Genomic DNA, 18,828 nt, shown 5'->3' with positions numbered 1-18,828 from the left:
AATTATAAATACTTTACCGGATTTGTATTTGTCTTTGATAAAACGACTGCAAAATTAGTAATTTTTTTCGAGAGATAGTCTACTAAAAACGATTTTGTGAACTGTTCGCTTTCATAATGACCAATATCAGCCAGCACAATATCATTTTCAGCAGTGAAAAAATCGTGATATTTAAGATCTGCCGTTACAAAGAGGTCTGCACCAGCAGCCTTTGCAGCACTTATAGCAAAACTTCCTGAACCACCCAAAACTGCAATTTTTTTAATAGGTCTGTCTATCAGTTTTGAATGCCTCATATGGGCTGTATTCATTTTATGTTTAACATAGTTTAAACACTCCTGAGCATCCATTTCAGTTTCAAGTGCTCCGATCATGCCCATACCAATATATTGATTGGTATTATCCAACGTGGTAATTTCATAAGCCACCTCTTCATAAGGATGTGTATTGAAAAGTGTGCTTACAACCCTAGATTGATTATGCTTTTGAAATACAACCGAAACTAAGGTTTCGTTTTCCTCGTGAAATTTTCCTGCTTCACCTACCGATGGATTAGAGTCCTCGTTGCCTCGATAAGTACCTGTTCCTTGAAGATTAAAACTGCAAGAATCATAATTACCAATGTTTCCTGCACCAGCTTCAAACAACGCACTTCTTAGAGATTCTGCATGATCTTTTGGCACATAGGTTTGTAATTTTTTTAATGTTCCTTGTTGTGGAATCAAAATCTTCTTATTCTGTAGTTGTAATTGATCACAGATAATTGAATTTACCCCCTGAAAAGCATTATCCAAAGCCGTATGTATAGCAATGATGGCAACGTTATGCTTTATAGCTTTGATGACCACACGTTCTACATAAGTTTTGCCCGTAATCTTTTTAAGGCCCTTAAAAATAATTGGATGGAAGCTAACTATGAGATTACAATTATTTTCAATGGCTTCATCAACTACAGTTTCTAGCGTATCTAAGGTCACTAAGATTCCTGAGACATTTTGATTCTTATCGCCAACCAAAAGTCCTACATTATCAAAATCCTCGGCATAATTTAGAGGAGCCAATTCTTGCAATTGATTTATTACATCTTGTACTGTCATAAGTGCATATTTATGTCAAAAATAATATATTTTAGTGCTCGTGAAATTTCTACGCATCATATTGTTTCCCGTTGTGCCTTTTTATTATGTGGTGACATGGCTACGTAATTGGTTATACGAAAAAGGAATTAAGTCCTCAAAGTCCTACGACACACCCATTATTTGTGTTGGAAACCTCAGTACAGGTGGCACTGGAAAAACTCCAATGATCGAATACTTAATTCGGCTATTGAAAGATAAGAAGTCTATCGCCACACTGAGCAGAGGCTATAAACGTATTACCGAAGGCTATATTTTAGCAGATGGTGATGCAACTGCAGATACGATTGGGGATGAACCGTATCAATTTTATAGAAAGTTTAGCAACCTGCTTGTAGCAGTAGATGGCAATCGCCAAAACGGTATTGAACAACTCTTGTCTCTTTCACATAAGCCAGACGTTATATTACTGGATGATGCTTACCAACATCGTAAAGTAAAAGCCGATTTTAATATTTTACTTACATCCTATTACAATTTGTATAGCCGTGATATTGTTTTGCCAACTGGCAACTTAAGGGAGCCACGTTCTGGTGCTAAGCGCGCTAATGTTGTCATCGTTACTAAATGCCCTAAAACTATTTCTGAAACTGAAAAAGCTAAAATAACTGCTGAACTTAAACTACGACCGAATCAGAGTATATTTTTCAGCCATATCGATTATGCAAAACAGGTAGTTGCAAAAACCAAAACATTAGACCTCGAGTTGTTGCCAAAATTTACCCTTGTAACAGGCATTGCAAATGCTAAACCACTAGTGAATTTTCTAAAAAGTAAGGGCTTGAAATTTGAACATTTAGAATATCCTGATCATTATAGTTTTAGACAAAATGATATTGAGCTCTTATCAAAAAAGGAATGTATTCTAACTACAGAAAAGGACTATGTAAGATTATCAGACAATGATATTTTGGAACCTAACTTATTTTACCTTCCGATAACGGTAACCTTGGATAGAAAAGAGGAGTTTGATAATTTGATTTTACAATGTATTGATTAAAAGAAACTAGACACGACCTCTTTACCAGAGAGTACGTCGTACAATTTACCTTCAAAGTCCTCTTGCTTGAAGGGTTTTGGAATAATGTCATTAAAGCCTGCTTCACCGAACTCATGCATTTTATCTTCAAGAGTTACAGCCGTTAACGCAAATATTACGATGTCTTTATTGAACGTTCTAATGATTTTGGTAGCCTCTAGTCCACTTATTCCTGGCATGTGAATATCCATCAAGACAACGTTATAGACTGTTGATTTTACTTGTTCTACTGCTGCCTCTCCATTATCTACAACATCACAATCGAGTCCCATTTTATTGAGAATCTTTTTAGTAATCATCTGATTGATTTTATTGTCTTCAACAATTAAAATCTTAACATTACTTAAATCCAAATCTTCCATTTTATTAGGTTTTTTAGCTTTCTCTGCGATTGGTACTTCGGCCTTCTCGGCTTTCTCTAGAGGAATCTCAAAGAAGAATGTAGTGCCTTTTCCTAGCTCACTCTTCAAATAGATTTTACCTTTGAGAATTTTGATAAGTCCTTTTACAATAGATAAACCTAGACCCGTACCACCGTATTTACGATTAATCTGCACGGAGCCTTGGGAGAAACTCTCAAACATTTGGTCTTGTTTTTCTTTTGTAATACCAATACCATTATCTTCGATTTCAAAACGTAAGGTGTACTTATTGTCCTTTTGGTCAATTTTGTACGTCCTTACCCAGATGTCTCCATCTTTTGTGAATTTAATGGCATTACCTAGTAGGTTAATTAAGATTTGGGAAATTTTTAGTTGGTCACCATTATATGTTTCTGGCAGACCTTTTTCATAGTCAAAATGTAATTGCGTACCATTATCTTTGGCAGAATTGGCTAACGCAGACATTACATTTTCTATTTTATTTTTTAAATTGAATATTTCAGGATCGAGTTCAACCTTGTTCGCTTCTATTTTATTGATTTGGAGGATGTCATTAATAAATGTCAACAAGTAATCCCCTGAAAATTTTAATGATTTTAGGTGAGGAATCTGATGCTCTTTAGGATTTTCGTCCAATAACATGTTGGTTAGTCCTGTAACTGCATAGAGTGGTGTTCTTAACTCGTGCGTAACCGTGGACAGGAAGTTGGCCTTAGTTTTAGAGGCTAATTCTGCCTTTTCTTTTGCAACAATAAGTTCATCATTTTTTTTGTGAAGCATGTTGTTGGTCTTCAACCGGATATTATTGTTCTTGTACAACGATAACGTTAAAAGTGATAAAATTGTAATTAAGGCAATACTTAATATCGTAGTTACCCTGGTAAAATTACTCTCTGCACTTACCTCATCTATTTGCTGTTTTAATTGCTCGTTCTGTGCATCCTTATATTTATTTATAAATTGACCAGAAATTCCAGGGGCCAGATTCTCTCTTTTAACATCCAATATAGAGTCTGATAACTTTATATGCTTTGTAATGTATTCATACGAACTTTTATAATCTTCTCTCGATTTGTAAATATCACTTAGGGTTAAATAAGCTTGATTTATATTTTCGGTGAGTTTAAACGCTTTCGCTATAGATAACCCTTCCTCTACTTGAGTAAGTGCTAAATCAGTATTTTTTAGTTTACATGAGACTCTTCCAGATTGTATGAATGCACTACTGAGGAGTCTTGATTGCTCATATTTTTTTGCAATGATGATGGTCTTTTCTAGCTGTGCCTTAGCCTCTTCATATCTACCAAGTGCAATATACGTTTTGGCTTCATTGAGCGTAACTTCAGAAATATATTCTTCTAGACCCTCTTGTTCAAATAAGTTTTTAGCAGAATTATAATAATCGAGGGCAACGTCGTATTGCTCCTTTGTATTGTATACTACCCCTTGTATATTATAACTAACCGCTAAGTTTCCATAATCATCATTCTCTCGCTGGATTTGAATTGCTGTCGAGAGTGATATATTAGCTTTATCGGTTTCACCAACCAGATAGCGTAATTTAGCAATTTTGGTATGGATTTTTCCTAAACTCTCCTTGTCATCCAATGTTTTGGCCATTTCCAAAGCATTATCCAAATTATTTAATGCATCATAATAATCGCCTCGATCGCTTTCTAATTTTGCCTGGTTTACGCGTTCTTGTATGCGCACAGACAACATGTCCTTATCCTCGACGATACCTTGTTGTGCGAAGAAAAGACTGGAAAAACATGCTAAAAAAACAAATATGTAATATTTGATTCGGGACATTTCAGCTCACTTTATACGAACAAATATAATTATTTATTCGATAAAAGTGCTTTTTTATCCGATAAATTGCAAATTAAATCTAAAATTCTTGAACTATAGCCGGTTTCATTGTCGTACCAGCCCACTATTTTCAGCATATTCCCGATTACTGAAGTCATTTGGGAATCAAAAATACAAGAGTGTGAATTACCAACTATATCTATAGAAACAATAGGATCGTCAGTATATTCCAGTATACCCTTTAAAGTATCTTGAGAGGCCTTCTTAAAAATGGTATTAACCTCTTGAATGGTCGTCTGCTTCTCAACATTGATGGTAATATCGGTAAGCGATCCATTGGCCACTGGCACTCTGACGCCACAGCCACCAATAACATTGGATAAATCTGGGAAAATTTTAGTCAATGCTTTTGCTGCTCCAGTTGTTGTGGGCACTATAGACTGCCCAGCTGCTCTGGCTCTTCTGAGATCTTTATGTGGTTGATCATGTAGGCTTTGATCGGTTGTGTAAGAATGTATCGTTGTGATATACGCTTGTTTAATACCAAAGTGTTGTTTAACTAGCGCTATCATAGGTGCTGCATTATTGGTTGTACAGGAGGCATTAGATACAATACTTTCTGAACCATCTGCACTATAATCATTAACACCAAGAACTATGGTTTTGATATCATCCTCAATCGGCGGAACAGATAATATCACCTGCTTGGCACCATTTTCAATATGATACAAAAGATCCTGTTTGAACTTAAACTTCCCTGTGGATTCTATAACAATATCTGGCTCTACATTTTTCCAATTGATGCTTTTAGGATGCTTTTCATTATATAATGGAGTAGCTATATTATCTACAATTATTGAACTGTCCTTATATGATACATTGTTATCTAAAACACCATGAATACTATCGTATTTAAGCAAATGGCTTAATGTTCTGGCATCGGCTAAATCATTTATGGCTACAATTTGTATTCTGGGATGTTGAAGTGCTAATCTGAAAACTCGTCGCCCAATTCTACCGAAACCATTAATAGCAACCCTAATCATTAATTAATATGTTTCTGGGCTTTGTATGAAGATCTTACGAGGGCACTACTTTCAACATGTCTGAATCCTAATTCTAAACCAATAGACTTGAATTCCTCAAACTCATCTGGATTTATAAAGCGTTGTACTGGTAAGTGTTTTTTAGTTGGCTGAAGGTATTGACCTATTGTAACAACATCCACATCATTATCTCTAAGATCGTGAAGTGTAGCAATAACCTCTTCCCTAGTTTCACCTAAGCCCAGCATAATACCTGATTTTGTTCTGCGTTGACCTTGTTGTTTTAAATATTTTAAAACACCCATACTACGATCGTATTTTGCCTGAATTCTAACTTCTCTAGTTAAGCGGCGCACTGTTTCAATATTGTGCGATACCACTTCTGGGGCAACCTCAATAATTCTATCGATATGCCGTTCTATACCCTGAAAATCCGGAATCAGTGTTTCTAAGGTAGTTTCGGGATTCATTCTACGGACGGCTTTAACAGTTTCTGCCCACATAATACTTCCCATATCCTTTAGATCATCTCTATCTACACTTGTTAAAACTGCATGTTTAATTTGCATTATCTTAATAGAACGCGCTACTTTTTCAGGTTCATCCCAATCCACAGTTTCTGGTCTTCCAGTTTTTACACCACAAAAACCACAAGAACGCGTACAGATATTACCTAAAATCATAAAGGTTGCTGTACCCTCTCCCCAACACTCGCCCATATTTGGACAACTTCCTGAGGTACAAATTGTATTTAATTTATACTTATCGACAAGACTCCTAAGTTCAGTGTATTTTTTACCTGTTGGTAATTTAACCCTTAACCATTTAGGTTTGCGCTCTGGTAATATATTTGAAGCTACTTTGGTTTCCATTCAATTTCTTTTTCATTGTAGCAAAGATACAAAGTAAATCATTAAACAACGATTTTAGTTAGTAAAGCGTTATTGTATGTTTTCTTATTTCGACTAAAGAAAAAATCCCATTTAAATTTAATTTAAATGGGATTTTTATATGAATACTGTTTAGTGATTATCCACCAAAATCATCGAATCTAATATGCTCATCTGGGATTCCGAAATCTTCACCCATTTTCTGAACAGCTTGATTCATTAATGGTGGTCCACAGAAATACAATTCAATATCCTCTGGTGCTTCATGGTGTTTAAGGTAATTATCAATAACACAGTTATGGATAAACCCAACAAAACCATCTCCTTCTTCATCATTAATATCTTTTTTAACTTTCCAGTTATCTTCTTCTAGTGGTTCTGATAATGCCATGTAGAATTTAAAATTAGGAAAGTCCCTTTCCAATTCTCTAAAGTGTTCGATATAGAACAACTCTCGTTTAGATCGTCCACCATACCAGTAGGTTACTTTACGACCAGTCTTTACGGTTTTGAATAAGTGATACAAATGCGAACGCATAGGCGCCATACCTGCTCCACCACCTACATAAAGCATTTCGCTATCAGACTCATTGATAAAGAACTCACCATAAGGTCCGGATATAATCACTTTATCTCCAGGCTTTTGTGCAAAAATATATGATGATGCCACACCTGGGTTAACATTCATCCATTGATTTTTTGATCTATCCCATGGCGGAGTTGCAATACGCACGTTAAGCATGATCTCACGACCTTCTGCAGGATAAGAAGCCATAGAATATGCTCTCTCAACAGTTTCATTATTCTTCATTACTAATGGCCAAAGACCAAACTTATCCCATTCTGCTTGAAACTTATCTGGAGTTTCATGCTCCTCTGGATGTGCAGTAATGTCTATATCCGAATATTTAATTTCACAAGGTGGAATTTCAATTTGAATATAACCACCAGCTTTATAATTCATATCCTCTGGAATCTCAACAACAAACTCCTTAATAAAGGATGCCACGTTATAGTTACGCACTACAGTTGCCTCCCATTTTTTAATACCAAATACTTCCTCTGGAATAGTGATTTCCATGTCTTGTTTTACTTTAACCTGACATGCTAATCGTGCACCATGCTGTAATTCCTTTCTTGAGAAATGTGGGGTTTCGGTCGGAAGCGCTTCACCACCACCTTCTAAAACATGGCATTCACATTGAATACAAGTTCCACCTCCACCACAAGCTGATGGTAAAAATATCTTATTATTACCTAGAGTAGATAATAAGGTTCCTCCAGAAGCAACTTCTATTTCTTTTTCACCATTGATGGTAATTTTAACAGGACCTGAAGGTGATAATTTTTGTTTTACAACCAATAATAGTGCAACTAACAAAAGGGTTACCAATAAAAAGGCACCAACAGTTGCAATAATAGTTCCAATCGTACTTGCGGCTAATATCATCGTGCTCATCAATTACTTATTTGTGTTTTCAGCTAATTCTAAGTCAGACTCTTTATTAGCATCATTTGTTTTAATATCTTCTTGAATTATTTCAATAGCAGCTGATTGATCCTCAGACTTTGCTCCTTCATCGTCTCCTCCGGTTAGCATTCCGCCAAAGCTCATAAAACCTATCGCCATTAAACCCGTAATAATAAAGGTTATTCCTAAACCTCTTAACGCAGGAGGCACATTACTATATCTTATTTTTTCACGAATTGCTGCAATTGCTAAAATGGCTAAAAACCAACCTATACCAGAACCTACTCCATAATTTAAAGCTAATCCTAGTGTCGCGATTTCACGTGACTGCATAAATAAAGAGCCTCCTAAAATCGCACAGTTCACTGCTATTAATGGTAAGAATATACCTAGTGAATTGTACAAAGAAGGTGAAAATTTTTCAACAATGATTTCTACCAATTGCACCATTGTTGCGATTGTCGCAATAAACATGATGAACGATAGGAAACTTAGATCGTAACTCGCATACTCCTCTCCTAGCCAAGATAAAGCACCTGGTTGAAGAATATACTGATCTAATAACCAGTTTAATGGTACTGTAATGGCCAATACAAATATTACAGCAGCACCAAGTCCAACCGCTGTCGAAACCTTTTTAGATACGGCAAGGTAAGAGCACATTCCCAAGAATGTGGCGAATACCATATTATCTATAAAAATTGACTTAAAAAATAACTCTACGTGTTCCATATTTTTTCTATTTGAAACCCTGAATATTCAGGATAACAGTTTCTATTAGTCCTCTATTAATGCTTTGTTTTTAGTACGTTGTACCCAGATAATTATACCCACAACGATTAAAGCCATTGGTGATAATAACATAAATCCGTTATTCTCATAGCCTAAAGCATATAAACCCGTTTTCTCAATTGGGTCTCCCAACACAGGAAATCCTAAAAGTGTACCTGACCCTAATAATTCTCTAAAGAATCCTACGATAACAAGTATAATACCATAACCTAGTGCATTTCCAATACCATCTAAAAATGATCTCCAAGGGCCATTACCTAAAGCAAAGGCCTCAAAACGCCCCATAATTATACAGTTAGTAATGATTAACCCAACGAATACGGATAATGTTTTACTAAGTTCATAGGCAAAAGCTTTCAAAACCAGGTCTACTATGATAACCAACGTAGCAACAACAATTAACTGTACAATAATTCTAATTTTTGAAGGAATAATGTTTCGCATTAAAGAAATGACAACATTACCAACACCCAACACGAACAGTACTGAAATTGACATTACGATAGATGCCTCCAATTCTGCTGTAATTGCCAACGCAGAACATATCCCTAATACTTGAATGGTTATCGGGTTGTTATCTGCTAATGGATCTAATATTAATCTACTATCTTTTGCCATGTCTTACATATTTTTTAAAGATTTGAAATAAGGCACATATAATTTAAGATCACTCTTAATCATTGCTGTAACACCATCACCTGTGATCGTTGCACCTGCAATTGCATCTACCTCGTTATCTGTTTTGTCTTCATTCTTTGGGTCAGCATTTCCCTTAGCTACAGTTATTCCCTTAAATACACCTGCTTCAGAAAGTAAATGCTCTCCATAAAAGTCATCCATAAAGAAGCGCTGCTTAATGTTAGCCCCTAATCCAGGTGTTTCACCTTTGTGGTCAAAATAAGCTCCTTGCACTACCATGTTTTCATCCATAGCTACATACCCCCAAATAGCATCCCATAGCCCTTTACCATAAATAGGTGCCACATACACTTTTTTACCATCCTTTTCACCAACAAAAAGCGGTAATTGTCTTGGCGTACCGTTTTTATAATTAGATTTTTCCTTCTTTATATCAATTAAGTAAGGTTCTTTTTTGAACTCTTCCAAGTATTCCTCACGTGTTTGCTTCTTGATAATTTTACCTGAAGCGTCAACCGTTAAGACCAATTGTTCTGAAATATTTTTTTCAAATTCTTTTGGGGCTACTGCCGTTGATATAAATTCTACACTAGAGCCTTCATTGTTATTAACACCCATAGCGTAAAGGATATTCTGCTGTTTTTCTAATCGCTCATTCTCTGTAATCGTAGGTTTTAAGGAGGAGGCTAAATAAGCCAATAGCGCACCTACAACCAACACCATCCCGATGGCGAAAATTACTGTATATGAATTTTTTTCTGTGTTAAGTGCCATGTTTATGCTGTTTTAACTTTAATACGTTTCATTCTTTTCTTCACGTTTCCTTGTACCACATAATGATCTATGGTTGGTGCAAACACATTCATTAATAAAATGGCTAAGAATACACCTTCTGGGTATGCTGGATTGAACACTCTAATCATGATTGAAACAAATCCAATTAAGAACCCATAAATCCATTTCCCTTTATTAGTCTGAGCCGCTGTAACAGGGTCTGTTGCCATATAAACGGCTCCAAATAAAATACTACCAATAATCAGGTGTTGCCAGAAAGGCACACTCATTAATCCGTAAAACTTACTTGTTTCACCAATCCAACCTGCATCTACAACACCATTGAAGATAAGCCCCATGACTAAAGCACCAATCACCGTACTTAACATAATTCTCCAACTTCCTATTTTAGTAAAGATTAAGAATAAGCCACCTATGATGATTAGGAATTTTGAAGTTTCTCCAACAGAACCAGGTATCAATCCCCAAAACATGTCCCAATAGTCTATACCTGCTAAAGAGCTGTTTTGAGCGTAAGCTCCTAATAATGTTTCACCGGAAATCGCATCCAAACTCTGACCTGCAGCTATAGCTTGATCTCTTTCTACTGCTCCATGTACCCATACTTTATCACCAGACATCCATGTTGGATATGCGAAAAATAAGAATGCACGAATGGTTAAAGCTGGATTAAGAATATTCATTCCCGTTCCACCAAAAACTTCCTTACCAATGATAACCCCAAAAATCACAGCCACCGCTAACATCCATAATGGTATATCTACTGGCACAATGAGTGGCACTAACATTCCTGTTACCAAATAGCCTTCCTCAACTTCATGACCTTTAATAATTGCAAAGACGAATTCTACTGCTAATCCAACGCCATAAGACACAACAACTAATGGTAGAACCTTCCATAGCCCAATCACTAAGTTGTCCCAAGTCCAGAAGGATGCACCTAAAAACCCATCAGCTGACTCGATTAAACCTTGAGCTAGATAATGCTGATAACCTGCATTAAACATCCCGTAAATTAAACATGGTATCAAAGCTATGATTACCGTATTCATAGTACGCTTTAAATCATCAGCCGCTTTGATATGAGTTCCACCATGAGTAGTCTCATTCGGCATGTATAAAAACGTGAATAGGGCATTAAAACCAGGAATCCACTTTTTGTCTTTATTTTTCTCCTTAAAATTGTGTAAATTTTCTTTTAAACCCATTATCCTATCTCTTTAAGCATTAAGTCTAATCCTTCTCTTATAATTTTTTGGTGTGGTTGTTTAGACACACAAATAAATTCTGTTAAAGCAAAATCTTCAGGAGCTACTTCATACATACCAAGCGCTTCCATTTCGTCTAAATCCTTGTACATGCACGCCTTTAATATTTGCATTGGATAGATATCCAGAGGGAATACCTCCTCGTAACTACCAGTAACTACAAATGCACGATGCTCACCATTGGTATTAGTGTTAAGGTCGTATTTTTTCTTAGGGTTTAACCATGAAAAAGTTAAAGCTCTCGATGTAGAAATCTTATTAAACACAGGCTTATTCCATCCAAAGAACTCGTAATCATCTCCTTCTGGTATGATCGTAATCACATTACTGTAGTAATCTAATGCTCCATCTGGCCCTACTTTTTTCCCTGTTAAAACATTTCCAGAGATAATTCTATCGTTTGCATCCTTTTCAACACCATTATCATAAATCATGGTTGCTACTTCAGAACCTATCTTCGTTCTAAAATATCTTGGCTTTTTTACAGAAGAACCTGCTAAAGCAACGATGCGCTCTGCATTAAATTTGCCTGTTAAAAGCAGTTCGCCAATTATAACTAAATCCTGTGCATTCACGGTCCAAACGACCTCACCTTTGTTAATTGGATCTACTTTATTTATTAAAGTACCCACATTTCCAGATGGGTGTGGCCCAGAAACTTTATGAATTATAGCATTTTGTAAATTTGCCAACGGTGAGTTTGAACTCCCTACTCCAATATGAACATCTCCCTCGGTTAACTTTGACAATGCAGTAACCGCAGCCTGTAACTCATTCTCCTTACCAGCTAAAGTATAGTCTAGATCGGCAGCTAATGGAGCGCTAGCATAACCCGAAATAAAAATAGCCTTAGGACTGCTTGTTGTTTTTGCCACGATATCATAAGGACGTTGCTTTATAAACGCCCAACATCCTGAAGCCAATAAATGTGCTTTAATTTTTTCTGCATCTGCTGATAGGTCAAACTTCCCATGATCTACGTAGGTTTGCTCATTATCGGCAGTAATTTTAATTGCGTCTATACGACGTCTTGGTCCACGTTGAATTTCTATTACCTCGCCTGATACAGGTGAAACAAACTTCATATCCTCATTGTCCTTATTGTAAAACAACGTTTCACCTGCTTTAACGTGTGTACCTTCTTTTGCAACAAGTTTTGGGATTATACTGTGGAAATCTTCGGGTCTGATATAATAAAAATTGCTAACAATAGCATTTTCAGTAGTTTTTTCGGCTTCGCCAACCAGTTTTATATCTAAACCTTTTTTTATTCTGATGTCTTTTGACATATAGTTAAAGATTAGTTATCTAAAAATCCGTGCAAATTTAAGAATTAATGCTTAAATAATTTTCATTATGAAACATCTTTTTTATTTATAACCATTATAAATAGGATATATATATTAAGGCACGTAAATTGATTATCTTTATACCATAGACATTTAATATATGACATCAAAAAAAATCTATTTTATTCTATCCCTTATTCTCATTCCTCTAAGTTTAATATCGCAGGCTAAAGAAGTAAGTCCACCAGACTTCATAAAAACCATAACTTTTAAGAGCAACACCACCCAAGGTCAATTACCAGTTTTAAGGTTGGGAGAACCTTTGATTCTTGAGTTTGATGCACTTAACGCCAATGAAGAAGACTTCTATTACGTTATTGAACACTTCAATTTTGACTGGACACCATCGGTTCTGGCAAAGGCGGAATATCTTAGAGGATTAGATAACCAACGCATATTAGAATATTACAATTCTTTTAATACGTATCAAGTCTATTCGCACTATAAACTACAAGTACCAAATATTCAAACAAGAGCCCTTTTAAAAAGTGGTAACTATATGATTTCGATCTATGATGAGTACGACGAACTCATGTTTAGCAGAAAATTTATGGTCTATGAAGATTTGGTAAACGTTGGTGTTAGGGTTAAACGCTCAAGAGATGTTAGGGTAATTGATGAAAAACAATCTGTGGACCTTACTATATCCACCAATAGCATCAACTTTAACAATCCACTTGAAACGATTAAGACCGTTATCATTCAAAACAACAATCTTAACACCTCGATATCTGACCTGAAACCACAATATACACTTGGTAATGAACTTATTTACAGATATGATACCGAATCTGCTTTTTGGGGAGGTAATGAATACCTGTGGTTTGAAAATAAAGATGTCAGAACATCCAATGTAGGTGTTCAGTTCATTGACTTAAAAGATATATACCAAAGTTACTTATATCCTAACATCGTAAGGGCAGGAAGGCCTTACACCTATAACCCAGACCTCAACGGCAATTTTCAGGTGACTGCCGCAGACCGATTGGATGTAGACATTGAGGCTGACTACACAATGGTACACTTTTCACTGGCACAAAACGAATTGATTGGAAAAGACATTCATGTCTACGGTAATTTTAATGCCTTTGCCATTGAACCTTTAACCAGAATGGAATATATTTCTGAAAAGGACGAATATGAAGTTAGTTTTAGGCTCAAACAAGGTTTTTACAACTACAAATATGTAGTGGTTGACCAAGAAACGGGCGAACTTGATGAAGGTGCAATAAGCGGTGACTATTGGCAAACAGAGAATAACTACAAAGTTTTGGTATATTACAGAGATTTAGGAGCACGATACGATAGACTTATAGGCTATGGGGAAGCTACTTCTGTGGACATTTCTAATTAAGAACCCAACTATGTAAGTCCTCCTTAACCATTTTGTACTTTTAAGGACATATTTAATATTCTGATAATTCGTTCTTTAGTATCAAAAAATAGGAATAAATTTATACTATTCAATATCAGAGCTTTACCCAATGCAAAAGGACTTACAACTCTTCATAGAACTTGCAGAACAGCTTCTTTCAGAAGAAGAAAAACATCCTGTTGCCCAACCAATACCAACCTCTAGTTTATATAGCGCATTGGATTTATCACTAAACTCTGAAGGTGTGGTTGATAGTGAATTAATAGAAAACTTAAAATCCATTATAAAAAGCACACCAAAAACAGCTACAAAATCCTTTTTCAACCAATTATTTGGTGGCCGAATTGGTAAAGCCACCCTAGGTGATTTACTAGCCGTTATGCTTAACAATAGCATGTATACCTACAAAGTGGCAGGCCCTCAAGTTGGTATAGAAAAGCAGGTTTTAAAAAACATCTGTAACCTCATTGATTACTCACAAGATAGTGACGGCACCTTTGCACCTGGTGGCTCAATGAGTAATATGATGGTACTTATTATGGCGAGAGATGCTAAAAACTCAGCCATAAGAACTGAGGGAATTTCAACAAAAATGACACTTTACACCTCTGCAGAATCTCATTATTCGATATCAAAAAATGCGGCTTTAACAGGAATTGGCCGTAAACAAGTGAGACTGGTAAACACGGATGAAAGGGGCGAGATGTTAATTGATCATTTAGAGACCTTAATAAAGATTGACCTTGCAAATAATTACATCCCTTTTTTCATCAATGCTACTGCAGGAACTACGGTCCTTGGTGCATTTGATGATATTGAAGCCATTAGCAAAATCAGTAAAAAATACAGCCTTTGGCTTCATGTTGATGGTGCCTATTGTGGTGGTGTTATTTTCAGCAAAAAATACAAACACTTAATCGAGGGATTAAAACATTCAGATTCATTTAGTATTAATGCACACAAAATGTTAGGCACTCCCCTAAGTTGTTCTATTATTGTGACACAACATCCTGAACAACTTCATCATTCGTTCTCTAACGAAGCGGATTACCTCTACCAAACCGATGGAGACGATTTTAATTTAGGTAAAACCTCAATGCAATGTGGCCGACGCAATGATGCCCTTAAAATCTGGACACTATGGAAATCTGTCGGCACAAAAGGTTTGGAAAAAATTGTAAATAAACAGTTTAAATTAGCAGAGATAGCCAGAGCATACATCAAAAGCAATAGCAATTACAAACTCTACAGTTTTGACGATTCTATTTCAGTTTGCTTTAATTACAAGGATATTGACGCTAAGGCCCTCTGCACATCCTTATATGAACACGCTGATCTCATGGTTGGTTTTGGTTCCTTTAAAGGTGAGCAGTTTGTGCGTATGGTAACCATAAATAGCGCTTTGGAAGAAAATGATATTTTGGCATTTTTTAAAACTCTAGAAATGCATGTCAACGATAAAATGTTAAAAATATCTACCTCTTAGCCAAAATATAAGGCTTCAATGAAAATTTATTTTATTTTAGCAGATACAACATACAGATAATCAATGGTACAACAAGTTACGAGCGGCATCAAAATCTCCGTAGAAACCAATTTTGAAGGTACATTTTATAAGAACTATAAAGTGCACTTTGCTTTTGGTTATAAAGTGACTATTGAAAACCAAAGTAAAGATTCTGTGCAATTACATTCCCGTCACTGGAAAATTCTCGACGCGCTCAATAACGAAGAGGTCATTGAAGGTGAAGGGGTTATTGGAAAAAAGCCTGTTTTAAAACCAGGCGAAAAACACACTTACAATTCTGGCTGTCTTCTAACCTCACCTTTTGGTGCCATGCAAGGCCATTATAACATGGTAAACTTTACAAAAGCCAGTAAGTTTAAAGTATATATTCCTTCGTTTAAATTGAGTGCTCCTTTTGCGCTTAATTAATCGGTCTCGGTCGTAAATACTCGAATTTATATTCCTTACCTTTTTGTTTCACATTAAAAAACAAACAATTGGAGTAATGAACAAACTGATAATCTTTTGAAATATCGAAACTATCATCGTTCACTTTGTAAATACCATCACAGTCCATATTACCATAAGGTGAGATTCTTCTAAAACGGTATTCACAGTCGTGTCCTAAATCATGTAATTCAAACCAAGCACCTGCCGCAATGCCAGGCAACCATTGCGCATGCTCTTCTTTTACTTCATTATGTTTGGGCTCTAAAGTTCCTTCCAAACTTGGATTGTAACCTTTAAGCCTATCTAAAAACAGTCTTCTATTCTCTTTACCTACAGTAGATTTAAATTCTCCTATTTCACCTTGTTCATTCACCAAGTAAACAAAATCTTCAGTATCTGCAATGATGACATTACCTATGGTACTTGGTGTAAACCATTTAGATCGAATAAGTTGCTTTTTTATATTACTATGCGTAACACCAGCGATTAAGGAATCGGTTACAAACCTGGCACAATTACATGCCTCTTTTACAAATGCAGCATATCTAATGAATCCTTTAGCTTGCATTTTATCAACATGCGTTCTGATCATATCATAATTTACAGCATTGCAAACCGATGCATACAAATGACCATCACCATGGGTTAACTTAGGATTCACGGCTAAGAACTCCAGGATCTCTTCTAAATTTTTAATGGTATCGCCTTCCACTTTAGCTTTAATTGGAAAATGCAGTTCAAAATCCGTTTCTCTTCCTCTAACTCGCCCATTGGGTTCTGAAGTAATGTAACGCCCAAAATCATGATATTCCAAAACACCTGTGTCTTTATGAATTAAAACCATGGCCGCATGTCCTGCTCTCACATGATTTTCACTTCCTATTGAAAGGTATTTTAAATACTTAGAATACCACTCATCTGCATGAGAAACAATCGTTTCTGGATAAGCGAGGGTTAAAACAAAGGCATTATTTTTTGGCATCTTAGAATTAAAAAATCACTTTAGGCAACTTACAAAAAAATATAATGATTTTCCAAACAGGTCTGTTATGAATGTAACCTAGATTCTCTTATAAATATTGTAACTTTGCACTTTCAAAATCAAACAAAAAATATTCATATTATGTCAAAAGGATTCTTTAATGTACCAATTGCTGTTAACGAACCTGTAAAGTCTTATGCACCTGGTTCGCCAGAGCGTAAAGCTGTTGCAGAAGCTTACAAATCTATGATTAACAGTAAAGTAGAAGTACCTTTATATATTAATGGAAAAGATGTAAAAACTGGTAATACCAGAACCATGTCTCCTCCACACGATCACCAACATATTGTTGGAGAATATCATGTTGCAGAGCAAAAGCATGTAGAAGACGCTATTGCCACTGCTCTAGAAGCCCGTAAAACATGGTCTCAATTGCCTTGGGAACAGCGTGCTGGAATTTTCTTAAAAGCTGCTGAACTGATTGCTGGCCCATACAGGGCTAAAATTAATGCCGCTACAATGATAGCACAGTCTAAAACAATTCATCAAGCAGAGATAGATTCTGCTTGTGAGCTTATAGATTTCTTACGTTTCAATGTTCAGTTTATGACAGACATCTACATGGAACAACCAGAAAGTACCAGTGGCGCGTGGAATCGTGTTGAATACAGACCACTTGAAGGTTTTACCTATGCTGTAACACCTTTTAACTTTACTGCAATTGCAGGTAACCTACCATCTTGTATGGCATTAATGGGTAATGTTGTGGTTTGGAAACCTAGTGATAGTCAAGTGTACTCAGCTAAAGTTATTATGGACGTCTTTAAGGAAGCTGGCGTACCTGATGGTGTTATCAACGTTGTGTTTGGCGACCCGGCTATGATCACAAAAACCGTTTTATCAAGTCCTGATTTTTCAGGATTACATTTCACCGGTTCTACTTTTATCTTTAAAGAGCTCTGGAAACAAATCGGAGAAAATATCCATAGCTATAAGACCTACCCAAGAATTGTTGGCGAAACAGGTGGCAAAGACTTTATCGTAGCTCATAAATCTGCAAACGCAAGACAAGTAGCAACAGCTATTACTCGCGGAGCATTTGAGTTCCAAGGCCAAAAATGTAGTGCAGCTTCCAGAGCTTATATCCCAAAAGGTATCTGGACTGATGTGAAGAAGTATGTTTTAGAAGACATCGCTTCTTTCAAAATGGGTTCTCCTGAAGATATGAGCAATTTTATCACAGCAGTAATTCATGAAGGATCGTTTGATAAATTAGCTAAGTACATAGACCAGGCGAAAGCGGATAGCGATGCTGAAATTATTGCTGGTGGAGGTTATGACAAGTCTAAAGGGTACTTTATTGAACCAACAGTTATTGTTACTACCAATCCTAAATACACAACCATGTGTACCGAATTATTTGGTCCTGTAATTACTATTTATGTTTACGAAGACGACAGTTATTCTGAAACCTTAAAACTGGTTGATGAAACTAGCGAATACGCCTTAACTGGTGCTATTTTGGCCACTGAGCGTTATGCTATTGATGAAGCAACCACAGCATTACAAAATTCTGCGGGTAACTTCTACATTAATGACAAACCTACTGGTGCCGTTGTTGGGCAACAACCATTTGGTGGTGCCAGAGCTTCAGGAACAAATGACAAAGCAGGTAGTGCTCAAAATTTATTACGTTGGGTATCTCCAAGATTAATCAAAGAAACATTTGTGACACCAACTGATTACAGATATCCATTTTTGGGTTAGATTTTATAACAATCTGAAAAACAAATCCTTAAACGCTCAATGCTTTTAAGGATTTTTTTTGCTTTTAATAGAATATAATACAGCTATTGATTGAAGACCTTTTGAAACTTTGTATCTTTTGAGTCTA

Annotated in this window: 16 protein-coding genes; 5 read left to right on the top strand and 11 right to left on the bottom strand. The window is 36.0% G+C overall.

The genetic code is table 11. From position 1 onward, the window contains the following. Positions 1-2: 2 nt before the first annotated feature. Entirely contained in the window at positions 3-1,097 is a 1,095-nt protein-coding gene (locus tag ACFQ1K_RS01655) for a Nif3-like dinuclear metal center hexameric protein (protein ID WP_320555400.1), read from the bottom strand. Between the two features lie 40 nt (positions 1,098-1,137). On the opposite strand from ACFQ1K_RS01655, the gene lpxK reads away from it, so the two are divergent. Next, entirely contained in the window at positions 1,138-2,136 is a 999-nt protein-coding gene (gene lpxK, locus ACFQ1K_RS01650; protein ID WP_320555401.1) for a tetraacyldisaccharide 4'-kinase, read from the top strand. On the opposite strand, the gene ACFQ1K_RS01645 is transcribed toward lpxK, so the two are convergent. The 9 genes from ACFQ1K_RS01645 to ACFQ1K_RS01605 all read right to left on the bottom strand — a co-directional run bounded on the left by ACFQ1K_RS01645 (position 2,133) and on the right by ACFQ1K_RS01605 (position 12,560). Continuing rightward, complete coding sequence (locus ACFQ1K_RS01645; RefSeq protein ID WP_320555402.1) at positions 2,133-4,370, bottom strand: tetratricopeptide repeat-containing hybrid sensor histidine kinase/response regulator; 2,238 nt, start codon at positions 4,368-4,370, stop codon at positions 2,133-2,135. The two genes, lpxK and ACFQ1K_RS01645, sit on opposite strands and share 4 nt — an antisense overlap. A 29-nt stretch (positions 4,371-4,399) precedes the next feature. Then, on the bottom strand, positions 4,400-5,416 hold the full coding sequence (gene gap, locus ACFQ1K_RS01640; RefSeq protein WP_320555403.1) for a type I glyceraldehyde-3-phosphate dehydrogenase: 1,017 nt from the start codon (positions 5,414-5,416) through the stop codon (positions 4,400-4,402). Next, complete coding sequence (lipA, locus tag ACFQ1K_RS01635) at positions 5,416-6,288, bottom strand: lipoyl synthase (protein WP_320555404.1); 873 nt, start codon at positions 6,286-6,288, stop codon at positions 5,416-5,418. The genes gap and lipA overlap by 1 nt, the downstream gene beginning before the upstream one ends. Positions 6,289-6,445: 157 nt before the next feature. Then, a complete protein-coding gene (gene nqrF / locus ACFQ1K_RS01630; RefSeq protein WP_320555474.1) occupies positions 6,446-7,756 on the bottom strand; it encodes an NADH:ubiquinone reductase (Na(+)-transporting) subunit F in 1,311 nt (436 codons plus the stop codon). Between the two features lie 12 nt (positions 7,757-7,768). Continuing rightward, positions 7,769-8,509 carry an NADH:ubiquinone reductase (Na(+)-transporting) subunit E gene (gene nqrE / locus ACFQ1K_RS01625; protein WP_320555405.1) on the bottom strand — a complete coding sequence of 247 codons (741 nt, stop codon included), beginning with the start codon at positions 8,507-8,509 and terminating at the stop codon, positions 7,769-7,771. 45 nt (positions 8,510-8,554) lie between these two features. Next, positions 8,555-9,187: an NADH:ubiquinone reductase (Na(+)-transporting) subunit D gene (locus tag ACFQ1K_RS01620; RefSeq protein WP_320555406.1), complete on the bottom strand. Its 633-nt coding sequence runs from the start codon at positions 9,185-9,187 to the stop codon at positions 8,555-8,557. 3 nt (positions 9,188-9,190) lie between these two features. Then, positions 9,191-9,982 (bottom strand): Na(+)-translocating NADH-quinone reductase subunit C, encoded by a 792-nt coding sequence (locus ACFQ1K_RS01615; protein WP_320555407.1) that lies wholly within the window; start codon positions 9,980-9,982, stop codon positions 9,191-9,193. Positions 9,983-9,984: 2 nt separating this feature from the next. After that, positions 9,985-11,211 carry an NADH:ubiquinone reductase (Na(+)-transporting) subunit B gene (locus tag ACFQ1K_RS01610; RefSeq protein WP_320555408.1) on the bottom strand — a complete coding sequence of 409 codons (1,227 nt, stop codon included), beginning with the start codon at positions 11,209-11,211 and terminating at the stop codon, positions 9,985-9,987. After that, on the bottom strand, positions 11,211-12,560 hold the full coding sequence (locus tag ACFQ1K_RS01605) for a Na(+)-translocating NADH-quinone reductase subunit A (RefSeq protein WP_320555409.1): 1,350 nt from the start codon (positions 12,558-12,560) through the stop codon (positions 11,211-11,213). Before ACFQ1K_RS01605 ends, ACFQ1K_RS01610 begins: the two co-directional genes overlap by 1 nt. Positions 12,561-12,720: 160 nt before the next feature. Between ACFQ1K_RS01605 and ACFQ1K_RS01600 the strand changes: the two genes are divergently transcribed. From ACFQ1K_RS01600 to apaG, 3 genes are all read left to right on the top strand, one after another. Continuing rightward, entirely contained in the window at positions 12,721-13,974 is a 1,254-nt protein-coding gene (locus ACFQ1K_RS01600) for a type IX secretion system plug protein (protein ID WP_320555410.1), read from the top strand. Positions 13,975-14,104: 130 nt separating this feature from the next. Beyond that, positions 14,105-15,481: a pyridoxal phosphate-dependent decarboxylase family protein gene (locus ACFQ1K_RS01595; RefSeq protein WP_320555411.1), complete on the top strand. Its 1,377-nt coding sequence runs from the start codon at positions 14,105-14,107 to the stop codon at positions 15,479-15,481. 63 nt (positions 15,482-15,544) lie between these two features. Further along, a complete protein-coding gene (gene apaG, locus ACFQ1K_RS01590; protein ID WP_320555412.1) occupies positions 15,545-15,931 on the top strand; it encodes a Co2+/Mg2+ efflux protein ApaG in 387 nt (128 codons plus the stop codon). On the opposite strand, the gene ACFQ1K_RS01585 is transcribed toward apaG, so the two are convergent. Further along, positions 15,924-16,934 carry a DUF6695 family protein gene (locus ACFQ1K_RS01585; protein ID WP_320555413.1) on the bottom strand — a complete coding sequence of 337 codons (1,011 nt, stop codon included), beginning with the start codon at positions 16,932-16,934 and terminating at the stop codon, positions 15,924-15,926. The genes apaG and ACFQ1K_RS01585 overlap by 8 nt on opposite strands. 141 nt (positions 16,935-17,075) lie before the next feature. On the opposite strand from ACFQ1K_RS01585, the gene pruA reads away from it, so the two are divergent. Next, positions 17,076-18,701, top strand: coding sequence for an L-glutamate gamma-semialdehyde dehydrogenase (pruA, locus tag ACFQ1K_RS01580; RefSeq protein WP_320555414.1), 1,626 nt, complete (start codon positions 17,076-17,078; stop codon positions 18,699-18,701). The last annotated feature ends 127 nt before the right edge of the window (positions 18,702-18,828 follow it).

Source organism: Winogradskyella aquimaris, assembly GCF_042676105.1.
Lineage (GTDB): Bacteria > Bacteroidota > Bacteroidia > Flavobacteriales > Flavobacteriaceae > Winogradskyella > Winogradskyella aquimaris.
This window is presented reverse-complemented; position numbering and strand designations above follow the sequence as displayed.